This window comes from Burkholderia sp. Cy-637 (genome assembly GCF_011753175.1).
Taxonomy (GTDB): Bacteria; Pseudomonadota; Gammaproteobacteria; order Burkholderiales; family Burkholderiaceae; genus Burkholderia; species Burkholderia gladioli.
In genome coordinates this window covers 40,454-61,491 of record NZ_VWWC01000005.1, presented here as the reverse complement: position 1 = coordinate 61,491, position 21,038 = coordinate 40,454, and the positions used below count along the sequence as shown (strand labels likewise).

Here is a 21,038-nt window from a genome sequence, read left to right as displayed (position 1 = left end):
TCCCGTAATATCGCGCTGGAAGAATGCCTCGCGCGAGCGCATTCGCCTATCGCCCCTCCCGGAGACAACATCCATGGCAAAAGCATACTGGCTCAGCATCTACCGCAATATCTCCGATCCCGACAAGATGGCGGCCTACGCCAAGCTGGCCGCGCCGGCCGTGACCGAAGCCGGCGGCCGCTACCTGGTGCGCAACACGCCGGCCGAAGTGTTCGAGTCGGGCCTGCAGCAGCGCGCGGTGGTGATCGAGTTCGACAGCCTCGAAGCCGCACTGGCCGCGCGCAACAGCCCGGCCTACCAGGCCGCGCTGAAGGAGCTCGGCGACGGCGCCGAGCGCGATTTCCGCGTGGTCGAAGGCGTCTGAGGCCTTGACACGCCAGGCTCCGGCGCCCGCCGGAGCCTGGTGGTCCTAGCGCCTGCTTTCGTATCGCCTTCAGCCATCTTCCGTTTCACCCGCCTCGGCAAGTCGTTCTCGCCAACCTGCTCCTCGCCACACGATTTCCGTCCCGACGCTAAGCAAATAGAAAAATCTTCTATGCAAACGCGGAATCACGGCGGAATTTGGAGCCTTTTTCTTGATGGCTCCCCGTATCATTTCCGCATTCCACGGCGGCAATGAACGAACGACCATGAGCGAGAACCTCCACCTCCACTACCTCGACTACGCAGCGACCACCCCGGTGGATCCGCGCGTGATCGCCTCGATGGCCGAGTGCCTCGGCGCCGACGGCATCTTCGGCAATCCGGCCTCGAGCTCGCATCTGGCGGGCCGGCTGGCGCGCGAGAAGGTGGAACAGGCTCGCGCGCAGGTGGCCGCGCTGATCGGCGCCGACGCCGACGAGATCGTCTGGACCTCGGGCGCCACCGAATCGAACAATCTCGCGCTGAAGGGTTATGCCGACAAGGCCAGCGAGCGGCGCCACCTGATCACCAGCCGCATCGAGCACAAGGCCATCCTCGACACCATGGCCAGCCTCGCGAAGCACGGCTTCGCGGTGAGCTACCTGAGCCCCGCGCCCAACGGCGAGATCGGTGCCGAGGCGGTGGCCGAGGCGATCGGCCCCGATACGGGCCTGGTCTCGCTGATGCTGGTCAACAACGAGATCGGCACGCTCAGCGACATCGCCGCGATCGCGCGCGTGGTTCATGCGGCCGGCGCCCTGCTCCACGTCGACGCGGCGCAGGCGCTCGGCAAGACCGCGATCGACGTGCGCGCGCTCGGCATCGACATGCTGTCGATGTCGGCGCACAAGGTGTATGGCCCGAAGGGGATCGGCGCGCTGTATGTGCGGCGCGAGATCGCAGAGCGGATCGCCCCGCAGATGCACGGCGGCGGACACGAGCGCGGGCTGCGCTCGGGCACCCTGGCCACGCACCAAATCGTCGGCATGGGCACCGCCTGCGAAGTGGCGGCCGCCGCGCTGGAGAGCGATACGGCGCGCATCGCCACCTTGAGCGAGGGCTTGCGCGATGCGATCCTCGCGATCGGCGATGTCACGCAGAACGCGCGCGAGGCGCGCCGCATTCCGCACACGCTGAGCCTGACCGTCAACGCGCCGGGCTTCCAGCCCTTCATGCTCGGCGAGGCGCTGGCCGTGTCGTCCACCTCGGCCTGCAATTCGGCCGCCGGCACGCCCTCGCATGTGCTCACCGCGATCGGCCTCGATGCGCAGGCGGCGGCACGCACCGTGCGCATCAGCGTCGGGCGCTTCACCACGGAGCAGGACATCGAGTTCGCGATCGCCCGTTTTCGCGAGGCGATCGAGCGATGTCGCGAGGCGGCTGAAAGTGGGTTTACCGCTTCGGGGCAGGTCCAGCCGGAGGACCTGAAGGCGATCCGCAATGCGGGCTTCCGCTCGGTGATCTGCAATCGGCCCGACGGCGAGAGCGCCGATCAGCCGCGTTTCGCGGAGATCGAGAAGGCGGCGCGCGAGTTGGGGATCGAGGCGCGCTACCTGCCGGTGGCTGCCGGGCAGCCGATCGGCGATGAGCAAGCCGAAGCATTCGGCGCGCTGCTCGACGAACTGCCGAAGCCGGTGCTGGCCTATTGCCGCAGCGGGCGCCGGGCGAGCCTGCTGAGGGAGCGGCTGGCGGCGCTGCGCGTCGCCTGAGCCGCTCACGCCATTCCCGGCCCGGCATGCTGCCGGGGCCACGCGCCGCCGTCCCGCCACGAGGCAGGCAGCGGCAGGTTTCCCCACGGCACACTCAGAAACGCGTATGCAGGCCGATTCGCAATACCGTCTGGTTGTTGCTGCTCGAGCCTGGCCCCGGGTCGGTGATCCCGCTGATCTGCGCCGAGGCGCCCGCATTCGCGCGCTGGTAGATCGACGATACGTACACGGTGGTGCGCGCGGACAAGATATAGAACAGCGTCGCGCCGACCTGGTTCGCGTGATTGTTGTCCAGGAAGCCGTTGCCCTTCATGTACATGTACTCGCCGCTGAGCATCAACGCCGGCGCGAAGCGCCAGCGAATCCCACCTGACATCTGGTAGGCTGCCGCGCCGTTGCCCATGTTGTGCACGGTCGACAGCACCGCATGCAGGATCAGCTTGCCGAACTCGTACTTGGCGCCCGCGCCCCAGTTGCGCACGCTGACCTGCGGGCTGCCCGTCACCAGGTACTTCACGTCCGTGTAGGCCGCGCCCAGGCCGAGATTGCCCGACACGTAGTTGAGGCCGAAACTCGACGAATTCCCCGCCCCCACCGAGCCGGCCACGTTGCCGAAGCCGTACATCGCGCCGAACGACAGGCCCGCGATCACCGGGCTCTGGTATTTGGCGGTATTCGCGATCGGGGTGCCCTCGCTGCGGTCCCAGTCCAGCTCGCCGGTAGGGTTGTTAGGAATACCGAGTTTCTGGAACGGACCGGCGGGAAAGCCGAAGAAAAACCCGCCGTCGTCCGCGGTATCGATGCCCGAAGCCCACAACGAGGTGGCCATGAAGTCGTACTGACTACCCAGCGTGAGCGTCCCGTATCGATCGTCCGACAGCCCGATGATCGAGGTCTTCGAGAACAGCGACTGCCCCGGCGTGATATTGCCGGTATTCACCTGGAACTGGTTGGTCAGCTGGAAAATCGCCTTCAGCCCGTTGCCCAGATCCTCGCTGCCCCGGATGCCCCAGAGATTCGGCGTAAACACGCCGTCGTTCGCTTTCACCAGCCCATGGCCATGCTCGTTGCTGATGAAGCTCACCCCGTTATCCATCACCCCGTACAGGGTCACGCTGCCCTGCGCCTGCGCCGCCGCGGACACCACCAGGCCCAGCGCCGCGCACATCCTCCACATGCACCTTCTCATGCTGCCTATCTCCTCCCGTTATTGTCGATTCGACGTCAGCCGGGAACGCATTGGCAATTCTCAAGCTCTCGCCATTCGTTCCTTTATATGGAACGCCGTTCCTTAATTGACGCGGTTCGTATTTGGCAATTTCCCCTCATCGGTGTCAAGAAATACCGCCTCAGGGTATGCACGGATGAGCGATGAAAATATGCCTGTCACAGGAAAGCTCGCCAGAAACCACGTGAAAGCCGGGAGAAATCGCGTTTCACCAGGGACCGGCCGGAGAACTGGCTATGATCGTGGATGGCGTCGCGATGCCCGCCGCGCCCACAACCCGGCGCGATCTGGACAAGGTGGGCAAAATTCGCGAGAATGTTCCTCTATACAGAACGTTGTTCCAATTTATAACTTTTGAGGTAAAGTCCATGGTGACGAAAGCACCGGAACCCCAGGCCACGGAAAACACAACGGACGAGGCACCGGCGGAAGGCAGGCTGTCCTCGGTGACGGCGGCGATCCGGGTCTTGAAGACCTTTTCGGAGGAGGAGCCCGAAATCGGCATCAGCACGCTGGCCAAGCGGCTGAAGCTGGCGAAGAGCACGGCGCATCGGCTTGCGACGACGCTGCTCGCGGAAGGTCTCCTCGAGCAGAACCTGGAAAACGGTCGCTACCGGCTCGGCATCGAACTGTTCGCGCTCGGCACCTTGGTGCGGCGCCGGCTCGATGTCTCGAAGCAGGCGCTGCCCTTCCTGCATGAATTGCGTGAAAAGACCGACGAGACCGTGCACCTGGCGATTCTCGACGGCACCAGCATCATTTATCTCTTCAACCTAGAGAGCAATCAGGCGATCCGCATGCGCTCCTATATCGGCGACCGCAAACCCGCGTTCTGCACCTCGGAAGGCATGGTGCTGCTCGCCCACGGCGCGCCCGAGACGCTGGCGCGGGTGATCCGCGAGGGCCTGGTGGCACGCACGCCGAAGACCAACACCAGCTCGGCGGCCTTGATGAAGGTGCTGGACCAGGTGCGCGTGGACGGTTACTCGACCGACGACGAGGAATCCGAGATCGGCATGCGCGGCATCGCCGCTCCGGTGCGCGACCTGAACGGCCAGGTGATCGCGGCGATCAGCGTCGGCGGCCCGACGCAGCGCCTGACCAAGAAAGCCTTGCGTGGCTTCACGCCGGAACTCATCACCGCCGCCGAAGGCATCTCGACCCGGCTCGGGTACCGGCGGCCCTGAAACCTACCGCGTCCCTGAAGGAGAGAACGCGAACTCATGTCAACATCGACTCGTCATATCACCCTCGAAGGGACCGGCACCCGGTTTCCATGCAAGCCGGACGACACGATCCTGCGCGCCGCGCAACGCGCCGGCATCGCCTTCCCCTACGAATGCAATGTCGGCGCCTGCGGCAACTGCAAGTTCCAGCTCGTCGAGGGCGAACTCCACGAACACTGGCCCGAAGCACCGGGCCGCAGCGCCAAGGATCGCGAGCGCGGCCGCTTCCTGGGCTGCCAGGCCGTGCCCGGCGGCGATTGCACGATCAAGGTCCGCACCGCCGAGCAATACGCGCCGGTCCATCCGCCGCGCCAGCTCACCGCGCGCCTCGAAGCCTGCCGCGACATCACCCACGACATCCGCGAATTCCGCTTCTCGCTCGAAACGCCGCTGCCCTTCGAGCCCGGCCAGTACGCCCTGCTGAGCTTGCCCGGCGTGACGGGACAGCGCGCCTATTCGATGAGCAACGTGGCCGATCCGGCCGATCCGTCACTGCACTTCCAGGTGCGCCGCGTGCCCGGCGGCGCCGGCACGCGAACGCTGTTCGACACGCTGCGGCCAGGACATCGCATCGAGATCGACGGCCCTTATGGACACGCCTGGCTGCGCCGCGACGTGAGACGCGACGTGGTCTGCCTGGCCGGCGGCTCTGGCCTGGCGCCGATGATTTCGATCGCGCGCGGCATTGCTTTCGATCTCAACTTTCAGGATAACGAATTTCATTTCCTTTACGGCGGCCGCACGCTCGACGACCTCTGCGGGCGCGACATGCTCGAGGCGCTGCCCGGCTTCGGCACGCGCATCCACTACCGCACGGCGGTATCCGCGCCCGACGCGAGCGAAGCCGCTGGCGGCGCGGACCACGTCGGGTTCGTGCACGAGCTGGCCGACGCGCTGCTCGGCGATCGCCTGCGCGACATGGAAATCTACTTCGCGGGCCCGCCGGCGATGGGCGCCGCCGTGCAGCAGATGCTGCTGGCGCGCCAGGTGCCGTTCGATCGCGTGCATTTCGACCAGTTTTATTGAACCCGTCACCCGGCGTCCCCTCGCGCGCCATCGGCGCGCGCCGCCGCGCGACCCTATCAGGAGCGAACCCTTGTCCAAACTGAAACTCGCCTTCGGCTGCTGGAACTACGATCGTACCCGCGCGCTGATGGACGGCTCGGTCCAGCCCGACGGCATCGACCTCAACTACCTGAACATGCCGGTGGAGGAAACCTTCTTCCGGATGCTGCGCAATCGGGAATTCGATGCATCGGAGATGTCGCTGTCCTCGTACACGATGTCCTGCTTCCGCGAACCGCGCCCGTTCATCGCGATCCCCGTGTTCCCCTCGCGCTTCTTCCGCCATTCCTGCATCTACGTGAACGCCAACTCCGGGATCCGCACGCCGCAGGACCTGATCGGCAAGCGCATCGGCAACCCCGAATACCAGATGACGGCGCCGGTCTGGATCCGCGGCATCCTCTCCGATCATTACGGCGTGCCGGTCGACAGCGTCACCTATTTCAGCGGCGGCGAGGAAGAACCGAACCGCTCGGAGAAGCTCAAGCTCGACCTGCCGTCCAACATCCGCGTCGAGCAGATCGGCCCGGACAAGACCCTTTCGCAGATGCTCTACGACGGCGAGATCGACGCGCTCTACACGGCGCGCATGCCCTCGTCCTTCCTGCGCGGCGACGGGCGCGTGAAGCGGCTGTTCGAGAACTACGTGGACCTCGAACGCGATTACTTCCGCACTACCGGCATCTTCCCCATCATGCATACCGTGGTGGTGCGCCGCGAGATCTACGAAGCCAATCGCTGGGTCGCCCAGTCGCTCTACAAGGCCTTCGTCGAATCGCAGCGGCGTACCTACCAGGATCTCAACGAAACCGCCGCGCTCAAGGCGATGCTGCCCTGGCTCCACGCGCACATCGAGCAGACGCGCGAGGAAATGGGCGACGATTTCTGGCCCTATGGCCTGCAGAAGAATCGCGAGACGCTCGAGGTATTCCTGCGCTACTCGCACGAGCAGGGGCTGTCGAAACAGCGGCTCACGCCAGAAGACCTGTTTGCGCCGGAAACCTTCGAATCGTTCAAGATCTGATCGCGCGGCAAAATCGCAGCAATGAAAAAACGGGCATGAAGCCCGTTTTTTCATTGCCCTTGCCAACCCGTCAGGCGCGCCCGGCACCTTCCTCCGGCGTGTCGGCGATGCCGGCGCGTGCCGCATGCACGTCGACGCGCTCGGGATAGACATAAGGCCCGAGCCGGCAGATCGACACGATCGCCAGCGTGATCATCGCCACGAAGCTCCACAGCGCGACGTGATACGAGTGCAACAGGTCGTAGCAGAGGCCGGTCAGGAAGATCATGATGCCCGCGCCCCAGCCCCAGCAGGCCCAGATGCCGCCGCAGACGCGCCCGAACAGGCGCAGGTCGAAATAGCGGCTGACGATGAAGGTGATGATGTCGGCCTCGGCGCCGATGCTCACGCCGATCAGGCCCGCCGCGATCATCGCGTCGAGACCGATCGCGCCGCTGGCCAGGATCAGCACGCCGGCCAGCGTGATCGCGAACGACATCGCCGCGACATAGGGCGCATGCATGCGATCCATCAGGTAGCCCGCGAGCAGGCGCCCGATCGCCGACGACAGGCCGGCGATCGACAGCATGCTGGTAGCCATGCCGATCGTCGCGCCGCGATCCATCATCATCGGCACCATTTGCGACAGCAGGGCCAGCATCACGCCCGACATGCAGAAGATCGCGATGCCGAGCTGGCGAAAGCTGCGGCTGGTGCGAACGATCCTCGAGAGCTTCGGCAAGCCGGCGTCGAGACTGCGCCTGCGCGCCTCCTTGGTGCCTTTCGGCATCCTGACGAGGAAGTACAGCGCCGGCAGCGAGAACGCCGCGACCGCGGCCGCCACGCCGAGATACCCGCCGCGCCAGCCGAAATGGCTGAGCAGGAAACCCGCGTATTGCGGCATCAGCGCGCCCCCCACCGCGGTGCCGCCGACGGTCAGGCCCAGCGCCAGGCCGCGATGCTTGTCGAAGCGCGCGCAGACCACGTTCGCGTACGGCAGTGCGTTGCTGCCCGGCGCGAAGAAGCCGACGGCGACGAACGCCAGGCAGAACAGCGGCACCGAGGGCGGAATCACGCCGACCAGCGCGATCGACAGCGCGAACAGGCTGAGGAAGATCAGCGTCGGCTTGCGCACGCCCCAACGGTCGATCAGCGAACCGAGCACGATGGTGCCCGGTCCCATCGCGAACTCGAAGATGGTCAGGCCCAGCGATACCTCGGACCGGCTCCAGTGATTCTGCGCGGCGATCGCGCGGATGAAAGTGCCGAACATGAACGCCGCGATCACGCCGGCGCCCACCGACAGACAGATGGCACCGCCAACGACGGCCCACCATCGATTCAATTCCTTGTTAACCACGTCTCGCTCCATGTGTCATTGCTATTGTCGGGTGCCCAGGGCCTGCAACAGGTCGTCGAGGTAGCCGATGTCGTTGACGAGCAGCATCGTCGAGCAAAGCGTCCGCAGCGTGTCCGAGCTGCGCGCCGCGCCCGCAACGGGCGCCGCCGCGATGCGGAACAGGCCCGATACGCTGACGGTCTCGCGTCGATAGAGCCGTGCCGCCAGCATGCCGAGCGCTGGATCGTCCGCGTCGCCGCCGACGATCACGACCAGATCGGGCACGCCACGCCAGGCATCGAGGCGATCGTCGGGCACCGGCGCTTGGCCGCCGCCATCGGCGGGCACACCGGCTCCGAGCTCGGCGAGCGCGACGGCCGGCGTCATGCCGGTCGCCGCGAGAAAGGCCGCCGGCCCGCTGAATTCGACGTTCGCGTGCCGCGGCTGCAAGCGGCAAAGCGCGACGTCGGGATCGTCGTCATCGAGAAACACCACGCGAATCCGGCGCGGCAGGGCATTCGCCGCCTCGATCCGGTAGCGTGCCTCGGGCCAGGATTGCCGGTGATCGGCCTTGCCCGGATGATCGTGGGGTGCAGTGTTGTGCATGTCGACACCTGCCTTCGCTGGCGCGCCGCCGCTGCATCGACGACGCCTCATCGGGAAACGGGCGCCGCGCGCGGCGCCCGCATGAACATCAGACCGAGGTATGCGGCTTGCCGTGTTCGGCGCGCAGCGCCTCCCTCGCGCCCTCCCTGAACGGCTGGCTGCGCGGCAGCACGGTGGCGACCGAGCGGATCCGCTGCGCATCGGCATCGCGCCCCGGCGGCAGTTGCCCCTGCTCGGCCAGCGCGCGTGCCGCCTTCATCAGGCGGTTGCGGACCATGATGATGCCGTTGTCGGTGGACACCAGGTTCTCGCGCGTGCGGTCCTGGATCGGCCCCATGCTCTCCTGCAACGACGCGTCCTGCATGCCGATGCCCTCCACGCCGCTGTAGGTCAGGCCGGCACGCTGCGACTCGCGATCCATCAGGTAGTCGTTGCCCTTGTTCTGCAGCGGCAGGTAGGTGCCGGGGATGTATTTCACGTGGATGCCGTGGCCCTCTTTCATGGCGTTCACCTCGGCCTCGGTCAGTTCGCGCGTCGGGTGATAGTCGAAGCTCCAGGCCCAGCAGTGCTCGTCGTCGATCGGCACCCAGAAGTGGCCGTGCACCGGGTGATCGCCACGCGGTGGCACCAGCGTGAAGCAGGGCATCACCCAGGGCGTGATCCGCCAGTAATACTGTTCGTTCTCCGCATTACGGCGCGCGCCGATGAACAGGCCGCCCTCCGCGTCGACCACCTCGAACACCGGGCTCAGGTCGTTCAGGTTGTATTGGTTGCCCTTCGCGCCCTTGAACAGCGGATCGCGATGCAGGCTCGCACTGTGCAGGAACGACACGTGGCTCGAATCGACGCCGCCCTCCAGCGCCTGCAGCCAGTTGCTTTCCTGAAGGCGCTTGGTGATGAAGCTGCAGCCGAGCGGCAAGGTGGCGAACTCGAATTCGGGCAGCGGCGGCTGGTCCTCGGGCGGCCCCATGTAGACCCAGACGATGCCGCCACGCTCCACCAGCGGATACGACTTGAGCTTGATGCGCTCGCAGAAGCCGCTTTCCGCCGGCTCCGACGGCACTTCCATGCAGCGGCCGTTCACATCGTATTTCCAGCCATGGTACGGGCAACGAATACCGCCCTCCTCGTTGCGACCGAACCAGAGCGACACGCCGCGATGCGCGCAGAACTCGTCGATCAGGCCGAGCTTGCCCTCCGAATCGCGGAACGCCAGCATGCGCTCCGACAGCAGTTGCAGGCGTACCGGCGCGCCGCCCGCCTGCGCGACCTCCTCCGACAGCAGCGCCGGCAACCAATAGCGCCGGAACAACTCGCCCATCGGCTTGCCGGCGCCGGTTTGCGTCAGCAGATCGTTCTGTTCTTTCCTCAGCATGTCCTGTCCTTCCTTGCGTATCGAATCTCGTCTCATGCCGGCCTGTCGGTCGGCTCGCTCTTGATGGTCGTTCCATATATAGGAACGCTGTTCTTTTCAATTGAACAAAGTTATCATCCGTCGAAATCCTTTGTCAAACGGAGATTTCCCATGTCGCAAGCGTGTAGCCGCGTAGGTATTTGCAAGGTTTCGGAGGTTGGTGAGGGCAAGGCGATCCGGATCGAGAAGCATGGCCTGACGCTGGCCGTGTTCAATGTGGACGGGCAGTTCTTCGTCACCGACGACACCTGCACGCACGGCCCGGGTTCGCTCTCGGAGGGTTGCCTCGAAGGCCATCGGATCGAATGCGATTTCCACAACGGCGCCTTCGACATCCGTACCGGCGCCGTGGTATCCGCGCCCTGCATGATTCCGCTGAAGACCTACGAGGCCCATGTCGAGAACGGCGAGATCGGTATCGACGTGGCCGACGAACACTGAGCACCACCCTGTATTTCCCTGGAGGAGACGAAGTCCATGCACCGTCCCAGAATCGCCATCGCGCTTGGCGACCCCGCCGGAATCGGCCCCGAAATCGCGTTGAAAGCCGCGCTCGACGCGCGCGTGCGCCAGATCTGCGATCCCCTGCTGGTCGGCGACGCCGATGCGCTGGCCTGGCACGCGCGTGCCTGCGGAATCGACGCGCGCATCCATGCGATCGCCGAGGCGCGCGAGGCCGTGACTTCGAGCGGGCGTGACGTCACCCTGCTCGCGCTCGATCAGTTCTCGCCCGAACCGCTGGAAGTCGGCAAGATCGCCGCCGCGCATGGCCGTGCCGCCATCGAGGCCGCGCGTGTCGCCATCGAGGCGGCGATGGCCGGTGCCGTCGATGCGGTAGTGGCCTGCCCGCAGACGGAGTATTCGATCAAGGAGGCCGGCATCGAATTCGACGGTTACCCGTCCTTCGTGGCGCGCTGCACCGGCACGCCGGCCGACGATGCCTTCCTGATGCTGTGCTTCGACACCACCCGCATCGTGCACACCACCTTGCACGTGAGCCTGCGCCGCGCGCTGGAACTGGTGACCGAGGAACGGGTGCTGCGCGTGCTGCAGGCAACCCATGCGGTGCTGTCGCGCAACGGTGGCGCGGCGCGCATCGCGGTGGCGGGGCTCAACCCGCATGCGAGCGAACACGGCATGTTCGGCGACGACGAGGCGCGCATCATCGAGCCGGCGCTGAAGGCAGCGCGCGAACTCGGCATCGACGCGGACGGCCCGTTCGGCGCCGATACGATGTTCCAGAAGTCCGGCTACGACGCTTTCGTCGTCATGTATCACGACCAGGGGCATATCGCGGCCAAGCTGCTGGCGACCAATCGCACCGCGGGCATGACGATCGGCACGCCGGTGCTGTTCTCCTCGGTCGCGCACGGCAGCGCGCTCGACATCGCCGGCGGCAACCGGGCGAATCCCGAGGCGGTGGTCGAGGCCGTGCACCGGCTGGTCAGCGCGACCCGGGCCGAGCGGCAGCGCGTGTAAGCAAGACGGCGACGATGTCGCCGTCATCAAACCAGGCTCAGAAGCGCGTCAGCATCCCCACCGCGCCCATTACCTGATTGCCCGTGGAAGACGCGCCGCCGGCGTTGTAGAGCGAGGCGACGTTCCTGCTGCCGGTGGCATGCTGGACCATCGCCTCGGCATACAACTCGGTACGCTTGGACAAGGCATAACGCGCGATCGCGTTGACCTGGTTCCACTTCGGATCCGTGCCGTAGGCGGTGGCGCCGCTCAGATGCGCGTCGGTATAGGCATAGGACACGCCGAGCCTGAGCGCCGGCGTGAGGTGGTACATGCCGTTCAGCTCGTAATTGTCGAAGCGCGCCGAGCCGTTGCCGAGCCCGAACGCGCTGGTGCCCTGGTACTGGCTGTGCGAATAGACGAAGCCCAGCACCGCAGGACCGAACGCGTAGTTCACACCGGCGGCGACGCTGCGCTGCACGTCGGCGCTCAAGTTGCCTTTCACCTCGGCCTGGTCGACCGCGCCTCCGGTATTCGCGAACGCGGTGCCGCCCGGCGTGCGCGTGCCCGAGCCATTGGTTTGCAAATACCCGGCGGCAGCCGTGAGTGGGCCGTGGGCATAGCTGGCCGCGACGCTGTAGGCGCGGCTGGTGGCGAAGCCGGTGCTGTTGCTGAAGGCATACATGCCGCCGAACTTGAAACCGGCGTAGTCCAGACTGGTGAATTTCACGGCGTTGTTGAAGCGCACGCTGTGCTGGAGATTGTCGTTGTCGTAGGGATGCGCGAAGCCGGAATCGCCAAAGGTGCCGGCCGTGGCCGACAGCGGCGAGACGAAATCGACCACGTCGTCGTATTGGCGGCCCAGCGTGAGCGTGCCGAACTGCTTGCTGGCCAGGCCGACATAGGCTTGCCGGCCGAACATGCGGCCGTTCTGCCCGAGCTGGCCGTTGTTGACGCTGAAGCCGTTCTCCAGCACGAAGATCGCCTGCAGGCCGCCTCCCAGGTCCTCGGTGCCGCGCAGGCCGAAGCGGCTGCCGCTGATGTTGCCGCTGGCGAGCGCGACGCGACCGCTGCCGCCCACGTTGTTGGTATAGGCGATGCCGGCATCGACCAGCCCGTACAGGGTGACCGAGCTTTGCGCGTGCGCCGAGGCTGCCGCGAAGGTGGCCAGGCAGGCCGTGGCCAGGGATATTCTTTTCACCGTGAGACTCCAGTTCCATTGAAACGCCGGGTTGAGACGCCGGCGAGTATAGGAAAGGCCGCTCCGGAAAATGTCGACCTGGTTGCGCAGGCACCTTTCCTGGAATTGGAAGAATCACGTCAAATCACTGAAACAATCGCGTGCCACGCGCGCGGGCCGCTCCTGGCATTGCTAATCCGCGCGGCGTGCTCGATGCGCCGGGCCGCGTCGAGAGCAGGTGATGGCCGAGCCGTCCTCCACCAAGCCTGCAGCCCGTTTCCATCCCGAGATAAAGAACTGATCGGGGCCGGCACCGATCCTGTGCGTGCCGGCCATGGCCACGCTCATTGACCGAAATAGACGGGCTTCATGCCGTCGTTTTCCAGGGTGACATGGTGATGGCGCGTACCCGAAGCCGAAGCGCCGCCGACGCTGCCGCCATAACCCTGCTCGTCGCTGATGGTGCGCACGGCGATCTGCTGCTGCCCCACGCGCTGCTCGGCTGCCTGCAGTTGTGCCGGGTACGTGGTGTCCTCGCCGCGCGCCGAGTTGTATCCGGCGGCTTGCAGTTGCACGAGTTCGGCGCGCACCTGTGCACGCGTCAACTGGCTGGTCTGCGCCTGGGCGGCGCCAGAGGCGAACGTGAGGGCAACGGCGGCTGCGGTGGCGGCGACGATACGATTGGCGAGAAGCGTCTTCATGATGGACTCCAGTGATATGTTGGTTGCGTTCGCAACGTTGTCGACCCATGTCGTTTCGCTGCGGGTTCGTGATCTCCTTGTCGATCACGTGTATCCACTGTAGTGCCGCGACGCTTCTCGATGAATGTCCGCGCGGCTCAACAAACTGCTCGTTCGTCTCAAGTGCCGTACCGGGTCCGCCAGCCTCTATAATCAAGCGCGCCCCGCCCTCACCTCACCCGCCCGCCCCATGCCGGAAACCCTCCACTTCCTGCTGCTCCCCGGCTTTTCTGCACTTGGCTGCATGTCGGCGATCGAGCCGCTGCGTGTGGCGAACCGCTTTCGCCCCGATCTGTACCGCTGGCAACTACTGAGCATGGACGGCGCGCCGGTGCTGGCCAGCAACGGTGTGGCGCTGAACGCCGACGCGGCCTTCGGCGAGGTGGAGCACGCCGATACGGTGTTCGTGATCGCCGGCTTCGAGCCGCTGGCGCGCTACACGCGCACGCTGGGCGACTGGCTGCGGCGCCAGCACCTGGGCGGCGCCACCATCGGCGGGATCGACACGGGCAGCTTCGTGCTGGCCGAGGCCGGGCTGTTCGACCCCTCGCACACGCTGACGCTGCACTGGGAGGCACTGGCCGCGTTCCGCGAGCGCTATCCGCGCCTGAACGCGACGCAGGAACTGTTCGAGACCGGCGAGCGCCGCATCACCTGCGCGGGCGGCACCGCCTCGATCGACATGATGCTGGAGCTGATCGGCCGCCGGCACGGCGCCGACCTGGCCGCGACCATCTCCGAGCAGTTCGTGGTGGGCCGGATCCGCCAGCATTCGGATCGGCAGCGGCTGGAGATCGCGGCGCGATACGGCGTGCACAACCGCAAGCTGATCCAGGTGATCGGCGCGATGGAGCGGCATACCGAGACGCCGCTGTCCTCGGATGCGCTGGCGCAGGACGTCGGCATCACGCGGCGCCAACTCGAGCGCCTGTTCAGCTCGATCCTCAACGACACGCCCACGCGCTTCTACATGCAGCTGCGGCTGGACCGCGCCCGCGAACTGCTGCAGCAGACCGACATGACGATCACGGCGATCTGCGTGGCTTGCGGCTTCGAATCGCCCTCGCACTTCTCGCGCAGCTACCGGGCGCGCTTCGGCGCGAGCCCGCGCAACGACCGGCAGACGCAGCGCTGAGCCTGGCACGCTGCGCGAGCCCGACAAGGCACGGAAGGCCTGCTGAAACCCAGCACACGCACCAGTGTAGAAAATCCGCTGAGCAATCGTGAGATTCGCGCGAAGCCCCGTCGCACGGAGCGCAATTCATCAATTGCAGCCTATTGCTGAGACACACTCAGTCAAACTGAGAATTCAAAAACAGGATGACGGCTACATTGCCATGCAGGCTCATCCGCGATGAGGTGGTGCAAGCACGGAGGTGCCCCAGCCAGGGCGGCGATCCATCGGTCGCCTCATCTCCACCCCATCCGACATCCTGTTGAGAACAAGCGATGAAACTTTCCACGCCATCGATCCACGGCACCACCCCAGCCACCGGCCAGGATTCCACCCAGCCGGCGGCGCACACGCCGGGTTCCCGGCCGCAGCCGACGGAGACGCGATCCCGCATGGGCGGCGCCCTGCAGAATCTCCCGCAACGGCCGACGTCGAATCGCTCGGACAAGTCGCGTCCGGATGCGGGTACCCAGCGCGCCTCCAGGCCGAACCAGCATGCCTCGGCGTACCCGATGGAGGCACCCGAGCACGCCGAGGCCTATCAGAACATTTCGGTATCCGGAGAATTCGAGCACGACGCGAGCCGGTACAGCAATGCACTCATGATGTACTGCGAAGCCGACAGCCGCGTGCCTGCCCCGTTGGTCGATACGATCCAGCAGCACCCCAAGGACATCGAGCTGGAATTTTCCACCTCGAACCGCATGCCGGCCAGCCGAGCGGGCAACACCGGCGCGTCAGTGAACGGCGTGGGAGTCCATACCGATCCGGCGGCGCTCGCGCAGCATATCGCCGCCGGACATCCGCTTTCGCTCTCTGTGCAGGTGAACGAAAACCATGTGCTCACCCAGAACAGCGGGTATGGCGCGCATGTCATCGATCATGAAATGTCCTTGCACGTCGCCCCCATCGTCGACGTGTTCCTGGAGGCCAAGACCATGGCCGCGCAGGGCAACCAGAGCGCGGTGGCCGAGTTCATCCGCGGCGAGCAGGCCGATGGCGGACGATTGAACGCGGACACGCACCATCGCAGCCTGGCCCAGATCCGGCCCGACCGCCTCCCGGATGCGCATACGGAGCGACTTGTCAAAACGCACGTCGAGCTGATGTCGGGCGCGGACGACGATACCGTGAGAAGCCAGATCGGGAACGCGATGCGGGCGGACGTGACAGTCCATCAGCACAATAACGACTGATTCGGCATGGACAACGACGAAGGGGCGGCGGCCACGCTCGCCGCGTGGCCGCCGCCCCTGGTTCGCAATGCCGGGCCGCCCGGCCCATCATCAACGCATCAGAACGAATGGCGCATGCCGATCCGCACGTCCGCCTGCGTCTGCGTGGTCGACGGCGTGAAGCTGTAGCCGATCACGGCATCCACGCCATTCGAGGCGCGCAGGTAGTCGCCGGAGATATACACGTCGGTACGCTTGGACAGCAGGTAATGCACGCCGGCCGAACCCTGGTTCCAGTGATGGCCCTCGAAGCGCGTGTGCTGGTAGCCGCCGATCAGGCTCAGCGCCGGCGTGAACTGATACGTCGCGCCGCCTTCATACACCTGCATGTGCGAGCTCTGGCCAAAACCCTTGATCGTCGTGTAGGTGAAGTTGCCGATCAGCGAGAGCTTGCCGATCGCGTAGCTCGCGCCCACGCCGAAGGTACCCTGCTTGTCGATGTTCATCGGCGTGCTGGAGAACAGGTCCGTCACCGCGCCCGTGGCCGGATCGACGCTGACGGTCGGCTGGCCGAGGAAGGTCTTGGTGCCGATCATCGCGTAGGGATCGAAGGCGTAGATGCCGTTCGGGTTGTTCAGCTGCGTATAGGCGGCGCCGGCCGAGAAATCGCCGTTCGCGTAGCTCGCGCCCAGGCTGTAGGCGCTGTTGCGGTGGAAATTGCCGGCCACGTTGCCGAACGAGTACATGCCGCCGAACTTGAAGCCCGCGAAGGTGTTCGACAGGAACTTCACCGAGTTCGGCAGGCGGTCGCCGTTGAATCGGTCGAAGTCGCCCTGGTGGATCGCGTAGCCGCTGGCCCAGGCCGAGACATTGGTCAGGTAGACCATCTCCTCGGTCATGTCGAGCTGGTCGCCGAAGGACAGCGTGCCCCAGTCGTTCTGCAGTCCGACATAAGCCTGGCGGCCGAACAGCGCGCCGCCGAAATTGAGCTGCCCGTTGCCAAGCCGGAAGCCGCTTTCCAGGGCGAACACCGCCTTCAGGCCGCCGCCGAGGTCTTCGGTGCCCTTGAAGCCGATCCGGTTGCCGTAGGACACGCCGTCGTCGAACTTGAACACATGCGCGCCGCCGGAATTGTTCACATAGGTAATACCGGCGTCGATGATGCCGTACAGCGTGACGCTGCTCTGCGCGTGACTCGTCGACGACACGCCCGCCATGGCCAGCGCGGCGGCGCCGGCTGCGGCAACTTTCATTCTTTTTTTCATCGTGGCAACCCCAAACCTGCATCCCTGTTGGAAGAATGACCCACGCGCGGCGCGGGTCCGAAGCCTTGCTTGAAACGGGTGACGCTGGCGTGGCCGGCAAAGCCGAATCGCGAACCGGACACGTGAGGAAAAAAATACAAACCCAATTTATGGGTCACCCGTCTGCGAACGACAACAAATGGTCTGTATGCGACCGACCCGTGAAAGCCCTGAGACGGGTTCGCGGTGCCGCCGCCGCGAACCTCGCGCGGGTTCCGGGCGCCTCAGTGCAGGCCGAGCGCCGTCCTGGCGGCCGGCAGCGCAGGCGCACCGCTGGCGGTGGTGACGCCCGCCAGCCAGGCGTCGAGCAGGTCGGGATGGGCCTGCAGGGCGCGTTTCGCGGCATCGGTGGGCGAGAGCTTGTCGATCAGCATCGAGGCGATCATGGCGTTCTCCACGTCCACGCTGAAGCTGACCTGCCGGAACAGCTTGCCGAGGTTCGGGCACTGGTTCGCGTAGCCGTTGCGCGCGACCGTGTTGACGGTGGCGCCGCCGTAGTCGGGGCCGAAGTAGGCATCGCCGCCCGACAGGTAGACGGGATGGAACCTGGTGTTCATCAGGTGCGGCTCCCAGGCCAGGAACACGATCCACTGGCGGTCGCGTTCGGCGCGCTCGACCTGGGTCAGCATGCCGGTCTCGCTCGATTCCACCAGGCTCCAGTTGCCCGCGCCTAGCGCCTTGTCGGCGATCATCCGCTTGATGTTCTGGTTGGCCGGCGCGCCCGGCTCGATGCCGTAGATGCGATTGCCGAAGCGGTCGGCGTACTTGGCGAGGTCGGCGAAGCTGTGCACGCCGGCGGCCGCCACGTAGTCGGGCACGGCCAGCGTGAACTTCGCGTGCGTCAGGTTCGGGTGCAGCACCTCGATCGACTTCTCCTCGACGAAGGGCTTGACCAACGGCCCCTGCGCCGGCATCCAGTTGCCGAGGAACACGTCGATCTGCCCTTTCTTGAGGCCCTGGAAGGTGATCGGCACCGACAGGTTCGAGACGCGCTGGCGATAGCCGAGGGCATCCAGCACCACGCCCGTCATCGCATTGGTGGCGTCGATATCGGTCCAGCCCGGCGCGGCCATCCGCACCTCGGTACAGGCGGCGGGCTCGGCCGCCCGTGCCAAGGCGCCCGGCAGGACGACGGCCAGCAAGGCCGACAGCGCGGCCGTCGCGAAGGTGCTGCGCCGCGGCGCGCGAGCCGCCCCGGCAGATCGATTGAAGCGTGTCATCGTGGGTTTTCCTTATGGAATGGATGGATGGCCTGCGGCGGGTGGCCGGCGCCCGGTATTCAGCCCTGCACGCGCGGATAGCGCGCCATCGCCTCGAGCGTGTCGAGTTCGATGTGGTTGCGCATGTAGCGCTGGCTCGCGTCCTGGAACGGCTGCCAGTCCCAGGAGGCGATGCGCCCCTGCGTGGTCGCCGCGAAATGGAAGCGGCGGCGGCGCTGGCTGGCCAGCACCTGCGCGTGGATCGCGTCCAGGTCCCAGCGCTTGGCCACTTCGGCGCGGAACGCGGTGACCAGCTCCGCCAGCGCCGGATCGTCGGCGAGGTTGCGCAACTCGCGCGGATCGTCGTGCAGGTTGTAGAGCTGGTCCGGATCCACCGGCGTGTGGATGAACTTCCACTCGCCGCGCCGGATCATCACGATCGGCGCGATCGCGCCTTCGGCCAGGTATTCGCCGATCGCCTCGTCGTGGCCGGCGCCGCCCCTTAGATGCGGCAGCAGGCTGCGTCCGTCGATGCTATCCGGCCATTCCACCGGCGCGCCGCCAGTGGCGAACTCCACCAGGGTGGGCAGCAGGTCCAGGTGCGAGACCGAGGCCGCCACGCGGCCCGGCGCGAAGCGCTTGGGCGCGTTGACGATCAGCGGCACGCGGCAGCCGCCCTCGAAGAAGGTCATCTTGTACCAGAGGCCGCGCTCGCCGAGCATGTCGCCGTGGTCGGCCGTCACGATCACGATCGTATCGTCGGCGAAGCCGCAGGCTTCCAGCGCGTTCATCACCGCGCCGAACTGCGCGTCGACATAGGAGCTCGAGCCGTAATAGGCATGGCGCGCCGCCCTCACCTGCGCCTCGCTGGGCGGCGTGCGGTCGATCTCGCTGACCGCGCGCAGCCGCTTCGAATGCGGGTCGCTCTCGTCGTAGCCGAGCGTGACGGCCGGCATCGGCACGTCCTCGTCCTGGTAGAGGTCCCAATACTCGCGCGTGATCGCGTAGGGATCGTGCGGGTGCGTGAGCGACATCACCAGGCAGAACGGCCGCGTGTCCTGCCCCGCCGATTTCTCGCGCGCCAGGTCGTAGAGCTTCTGGCGGGTGGCGAAGGTCACCTCGTCGTCGAAATCGAGCTGGTTGGTACGCACGCAGGGGCCCGCGTCGAGCACCGAGCCCATGTTGTGATACCAGCTCGGCCGCGCCTCGGGCTGGCTCCAGTCGGGCACCCAGCCGAAATCGGCCGGGTAGATGTCGGTGGTGAGGCGTTCCTCGAAGCCGTGCAGTTGGTCCGGCCCGCAGAAGTGCATCTTGCCGGCCAGCGCCGTGCGATAGCCGGCCGCGCGCAGGTAGTGCGCGAAGGTGAGCGTCTGGGCCGGCAGCTCGGCCGCGTTGTCGTAAGCGCCGATCGCGGCCGGCAGCTTGCCCGACATGAAGGAAAAGCGCGAGGGCGCGCACAGGGGGCTGGCGCAATAGGCCGATTCGAACACCACCCCGCCGGCGGCCAGGCGGTCGATGGTAGGCGTGATCGCGCCGCGATGTCCGTAGGCGGACAAGGCGAACGGGGTCAGTTGATCAGCCATCAAGATAAGGATATTCGGCTTCGTGTTAAGCATCGCGAATTGACTGAATTAGAATCGACGGGATCGCGGCGCTGCCGGCCGCGCCGGGTTTTCGGCGCGGCGAGCGCGCCGCGGCAGGCTTCACTGTCGCCGGCTGGAATCGCGCGGGGAAGAGGTCGTTTGCTTATGGGCCATCAGAGGTGCTTATGAGAAGTCCCGATCGGTTACCGCCGATGCAGGCGCTGTCCGCCTTCGAATCGGCGGCGCGCCTGGCCAGCTTCACGGCCGCCGCGCGCGAGCTGGGCTCGACGCAGCCGGCCGTCAGCCAGCGCGTGGTGCAGCTCGAGGAAGCGCTCGGCGCGCCGCTGTTCGAGCGCGGCCACCGCGGCGTGACCCTGACCGAGGACGGCGCGCGCCTGTTCGAGGCGGTGCGCCAGAGCCTGGACACGCTGCGCTGCGCCACCGCCGACATCCGCGAACGCCGCGCCCGCGGCGCCCTCACCCTGGTGACCGACGTGGGTTTCGCGACCTACTGGCTGATGCCGCGCCTGGCGCAACTGAAGGCCGAGATGCCCGACGTGGACGTGCGCGTGGTGACGGCCCAGCACGCCGACCTGCAACGCGACCACGCCGACGTGGCGATCCTGTTCGGCGACGGCGACTGGCCGGCCTGCACTTCCACGCGCCTGTTCGAGGAAGCCGTGACGCCCGTGTGCTCGCCGGCCTTCCTGGCCGCGCATCGACGCAAGCTGAAGGGCCCGGCCGACCTGCTGGCGCTGCCGCTGCTGCACGTGCAGCCGACCAAGCCGGAACGCTGGCTGGACTGGCACGGCTGGTTCGCCGCCCACCAGCTCACCGCCCCGCCCGAGCCGCATGGGCTGACGTTCAATAGTTATGCGCTGGTGGTGCATGCCGCCCTGATGAACCAGGGCGTGGCGCTGGGCTGGTCGCCGCTGGTGGACGAGCTGCTTGCGAGTGGCCAGTTGGTGCGCTGCGTGGAGGCGACGGCGGTGACCGAGCGCGGGTATTTCCTGGTGCGGCCGCCATCGCGGCCCGAGGCGCCGGCGGTGGGCCGGTTCCGGCGCTGGCTGTTCGACCGCTGCCGCGAGCCGGCCGGCGCCGGGCGCGCCGTGGCGGCGGCGCCGGTTCATGCCGCCGTGAGCGGGCGCTGAGGGGCTGGGCGGCTGATCATGGTTCGGCGCTGTCGGTTGGGTGCCGCCACCGCCCCGGTTTGGCGTTTCGATACCAGCGGCA

Annotated in this window: 19 protein-coding genes; 10 read left to right on the top strand and 9 right to left on the bottom strand. The window is 66.3% G+C overall.

The features are described 5' to 3' along the window. Window positions 1-73: 73 nt before the first annotated feature. Window positions 74-364 carry a DUF1330 domain-containing protein gene (locus tag F3J10_RS02925; RefSeq protein WP_013689664.1) on the top strand — a complete coding sequence of 97 codons (291 nt, stop codon included), beginning with the start codon at window positions 74-76 and terminating at the stop codon, window positions 362-364. A 265-nt stretch (window positions 365-629) separates the two neighbouring features. Then, complete coding sequence (locus F3J10_RS02920; protein WP_167240942.1) at window positions 630-2,111, top strand: aminotransferase class V-fold PLP-dependent enzyme; 1,482 nt, start codon at window positions 630-632, stop codon at window positions 2,109-2,111. 94 nt (window positions 2,112-2,205) lie between these two features. Here the strand turns inward: F3J10_RS02920 and F3J10_RS02915 are convergent, their stop codons facing one another. Continuing rightward, window positions 2,206-3,300, bottom strand: coding sequence for a porin (locus F3J10_RS02915; protein WP_103691792.1), 1,095 nt, complete (start codon window positions 3,298-3,300; stop codon window positions 2,206-2,208). Window positions 3,301-3,575: 275 nt separating this feature from the next. Here F3J10_RS02915 and F3J10_RS02910 point away from each other — a divergent pair, with 275 nt between their 5' ends. The 3 genes from F3J10_RS02910 to F3J10_RS02900 all read left to right on the top strand — a co-directional run bounded on the left by F3J10_RS02910 (window position 3,576) and on the right by F3J10_RS02900 (window position 6,654). After that, window positions 3,576-4,526, top strand: a complete 951-nt coding sequence (locus F3J10_RS02910) for an IclR family transcriptional regulator (RefSeq protein WP_238145870.1) — start codon at window positions 3,576-3,578, stop codon at window positions 4,524-4,526. Window positions 4,527-4,562: 36 nt separating this feature from the next. Continuing rightward, the gene (locus tag F3J10_RS02905) at window positions 4,563-5,591 is read left to right on the top strand and encodes a 2Fe-2S iron-sulfur cluster-binding protein (RefSeq protein WP_103691790.1); all 1,029 of its coding nucleotides are present in this window, start codon (window positions 4,563-4,565) and stop codon (window positions 5,589-5,591) included. Between the two features lie 70 nt (window positions 5,592-5,661). Next, a complete protein-coding gene (locus tag F3J10_RS02900) occupies window positions 5,662-6,654 on the top strand; it encodes a 4,5-dihydroxyphthalate decarboxylase (RefSeq protein WP_103691789.1) in 993 nt (330 codons plus the stop codon). A 70-nt stretch (window positions 6,655-6,724) separates the two neighbouring features. Here F3J10_RS02900 and F3J10_RS02895 read toward each other — a convergent pair whose 3' ends face one another. The 3 genes from F3J10_RS02895 to F3J10_RS02885 all read right to left on the bottom strand — a co-directional run bounded on the left by F3J10_RS02895 (window position 6,725) and on the right by F3J10_RS02885 (window position 9,953). Further along, window positions 6,725-8,005 (bottom strand): MFS transporter, encoded by a 1,281-nt coding sequence (locus F3J10_RS02895; protein ID WP_167240940.1) that lies wholly within the window; start codon window positions 8,003-8,005, stop codon window positions 6,725-6,727. 9 nt (window positions 8,006-8,014) lie between these two features. Continuing rightward, window positions 8,015-8,464, bottom strand: a complete 450-nt coding sequence (locus tag F3J10_RS02890; protein WP_167240938.1) for a hypothetical protein — start codon at window positions 8,462-8,464, stop codon at window positions 8,015-8,017. Between the two features lie 202 nt (window positions 8,465-8,666). Beyond that, entirely contained in the window at window positions 8,667-9,953 is a 1,287-nt protein-coding gene (locus F3J10_RS02885; protein ID WP_167240936.1) for a Rieske 2Fe-2S domain-containing protein, read from the bottom strand. 150 nt (window positions 9,954-10,103) lie between these two features. Here F3J10_RS02885 and F3J10_RS02880 point away from each other — a divergent pair, with 150 nt between their 5' ends. Both F3J10_RS02880 and F3J10_RS02875 read left to right on the top strand, forming a co-directional pair. Continuing rightward, window positions 10,104-10,433, top strand: a complete 330-nt coding sequence (locus F3J10_RS02880) for a non-heme iron oxygenase ferredoxin subunit (protein ID WP_103691785.1) — start codon at window positions 10,104-10,106, stop codon at window positions 10,431-10,433. A 36-nt stretch (window positions 10,434-10,469) separates the two neighbouring features. After that, complete coding sequence (locus F3J10_RS02875) at window positions 10,470-11,471, top strand: 4-hydroxythreonine-4-phosphate dehydrogenase PdxA (RefSeq protein WP_167240934.1); 1,002 nt, start codon at window positions 10,470-10,472, stop codon at window positions 11,469-11,471. A 37-nt stretch (window positions 11,472-11,508) separates the two neighbouring features. Here the strand turns inward: F3J10_RS02875 and F3J10_RS02870 are convergent, their stop codons facing one another. Together F3J10_RS02870 and F3J10_RS02865 are read right to left on the bottom strand one after the other, a co-directional pair. Further along, the gene (locus F3J10_RS02870) at window positions 11,509-12,651 is read right to left on the bottom strand and encodes a porin (protein WP_166911466.1); all 1,143 of its coding nucleotides are present in this window, start codon (window positions 12,649-12,651) and stop codon (window positions 11,509-11,511) included. 323 nt (window positions 12,652-12,974) lie between these two features. Further along, the gene (locus F3J10_RS02865; RefSeq protein ID WP_167240932.1) at window positions 12,975-13,331 is read right to left on the bottom strand and encodes a DUF4148 domain-containing protein; all 357 of its coding nucleotides are present in this window, start codon (window positions 13,329-13,331) and stop codon (window positions 12,975-12,977) included. Window positions 13,332-13,560: 229 nt separating this feature from the next. Between F3J10_RS02865 and F3J10_RS02860 the strand changes: the two genes are divergently transcribed. Further along, window positions 13,561-14,505, top strand: a complete 945-nt coding sequence (locus F3J10_RS02860) for a GlxA family transcriptional regulator (protein WP_167229755.1) — start codon at window positions 13,561-13,563, stop codon at window positions 14,503-14,505. A 314-nt stretch (window positions 14,506-14,819) separates the two neighbouring features. Then, window positions 14,820-15,740 (top strand): hypothetical protein, encoded by a 921-nt coding sequence (locus F3J10_RS02855; RefSeq protein ID WP_167240930.1) that lies wholly within the window; start codon window positions 14,820-14,822, stop codon window positions 15,738-15,740. Between the two features lie 98 nt (window positions 15,741-15,838). Here F3J10_RS02855 and F3J10_RS02850 read toward each other — a convergent pair whose 3' ends face one another. The 3 genes from F3J10_RS02850 to betC all read right to left on the bottom strand — a co-directional run bounded on the left by F3J10_RS02850 (window position 15,839) and on the right by betC (window position 19,838). Continuing rightward, window positions 15,839-16,936, bottom strand: coding sequence for a porin (locus F3J10_RS02850; RefSeq protein ID WP_223996694.1), 1,098 nt, complete (start codon window positions 16,934-16,936; stop codon window positions 15,839-15,841). A 311-nt stretch (window positions 16,937-17,247) separates the two neighbouring features. Next, window positions 17,248-18,243: a choline ABC transporter substrate-binding protein gene (choX, locus tag F3J10_RS02845; protein ID WP_167240928.1), complete on the bottom strand. Its 996-nt coding sequence runs from the start codon at window positions 18,241-18,243 to the stop codon at window positions 17,248-17,250. A gap of 59 nt (window positions 18,244-18,302) precedes the next feature. Next, complete coding sequence (betC, locus tag F3J10_RS02840) at window positions 18,303-19,838, bottom strand: choline-sulfatase (protein ID WP_167240926.1); 1,536 nt, start codon at window positions 19,836-19,838, stop codon at window positions 18,303-18,305. A 179-nt stretch (window positions 19,839-20,017) separates the two neighbouring features. On the opposite strand from betC, the gene F3J10_RS02835 reads away from it, so the two are divergent. Then, window positions 20,018-20,956 carry a LysR family transcriptional regulator gene (locus F3J10_RS02835; protein WP_240155345.1) on the top strand — a complete coding sequence of 313 codons (939 nt, stop codon included), beginning with the start codon at window positions 20,018-20,020 and terminating at the stop codon, window positions 20,954-20,956. The last annotated feature ends 82 nt before the right edge of the window (window positions 20,957-21,038 follow it).

Coding starts and splice junctions, on each gene's coding strand:
- F3J10_RS02910 (WP_238145870.1), top strand. CDS start 3,576: ATGATCGTGGATGGCGTCGCGATGCCCGCCGCGCCCACAACCCGGCGC.
- F3J10_RS02835 (WP_240155345.1), top strand. CDS start 20,018: ATGCAGGCGCTGTCCGCCTTCGAATCGGCGGCGCGCCTGGCCAGCTTC.
- F3J10_RS02920 (WP_167240942.1), top strand. CDS start 630: ATGAGCGAGAACCTCCACCTCCACTACCTCGACTACGCAGCGACCACC.
- F3J10_RS02855 (WP_167240930.1), top strand. CDS start 14,820: ATGAAACTTTCCACGCCATCGATCCACGGCACCACCCCAGCCACCGGC.
- F3J10_RS02905 (WP_103691790.1), top strand. CDS start 4,563: ATGTCAACATCGACTCGTCATATCACCCTCGAAGGGACCGGCACCCGG.
- F3J10_RS02895 (WP_167240940.1), bottom strand. CDS start 8,005: ATGGAGCGAGACGTGGTTAACAAGGAATTGAATCGATGGTGGGCCGTC.
- choX (WP_167240928.1), bottom strand. CDS start 18,243: ATGACACGCTTCAATCGATCTGCCGGGGCGGCTCGCGCGCCGCGGCGC.
- betC (WP_167240926.1), bottom strand. CDS start 19,838: ATGCTTAACACGAAGCCGAATATCCTTATCTTGATGGCTGATCAACTG.
- F3J10_RS02875 (WP_167240934.1), top strand. CDS start 10,470: ATGCACCGTCCCAGAATCGCCATCGCGCTTGGCGACCCCGCCGGAATC.
- F3J10_RS02915 (WP_103691792.1), bottom strand. CDS start 3,300: ATGAGAAGGTGCATGTGGAGGATGTGCGCGGCGCTGGGCCTGGTGGTG.
- F3J10_RS02860 (WP_167229755.1), top strand. CDS start 13,561: ATGCCGGAAACCCTCCACTTCCTGCTGCTCCCCGGCTTTTCTGCACTT.
- F3J10_RS02885 (WP_167240936.1), bottom strand. CDS start 9,953: ATGCTGAGGAAAGAACAGAACGATCTGCTGACGCAAACCGGCGCCGGC.
- F3J10_RS02880 (WP_103691785.1), top strand. CDS start 10,104: ATGTCGCAAGCGTGTAGCCGCGTAGGTATTTGCAAGGTTTCGGAGGTT.
- F3J10_RS02925 (WP_013689664.1), top strand. CDS start 74: ATGGCAAAAGCATACTGGCTCAGCATCTACCGCAATATCTCCGATCCC.
- F3J10_RS02850 (WP_223996694.1), bottom strand. CDS start 16,936: ATGGCGGGCGTGTCGTCGACGAGTCACGCGCAGAGCAGCGTCACGCTG.
- F3J10_RS02865 (WP_167240932.1), bottom strand. CDS start 13,331: ATGAAGACGCTTCTCGCCAATCGTATCGTCGCCGCCACCGCAGCCGCC.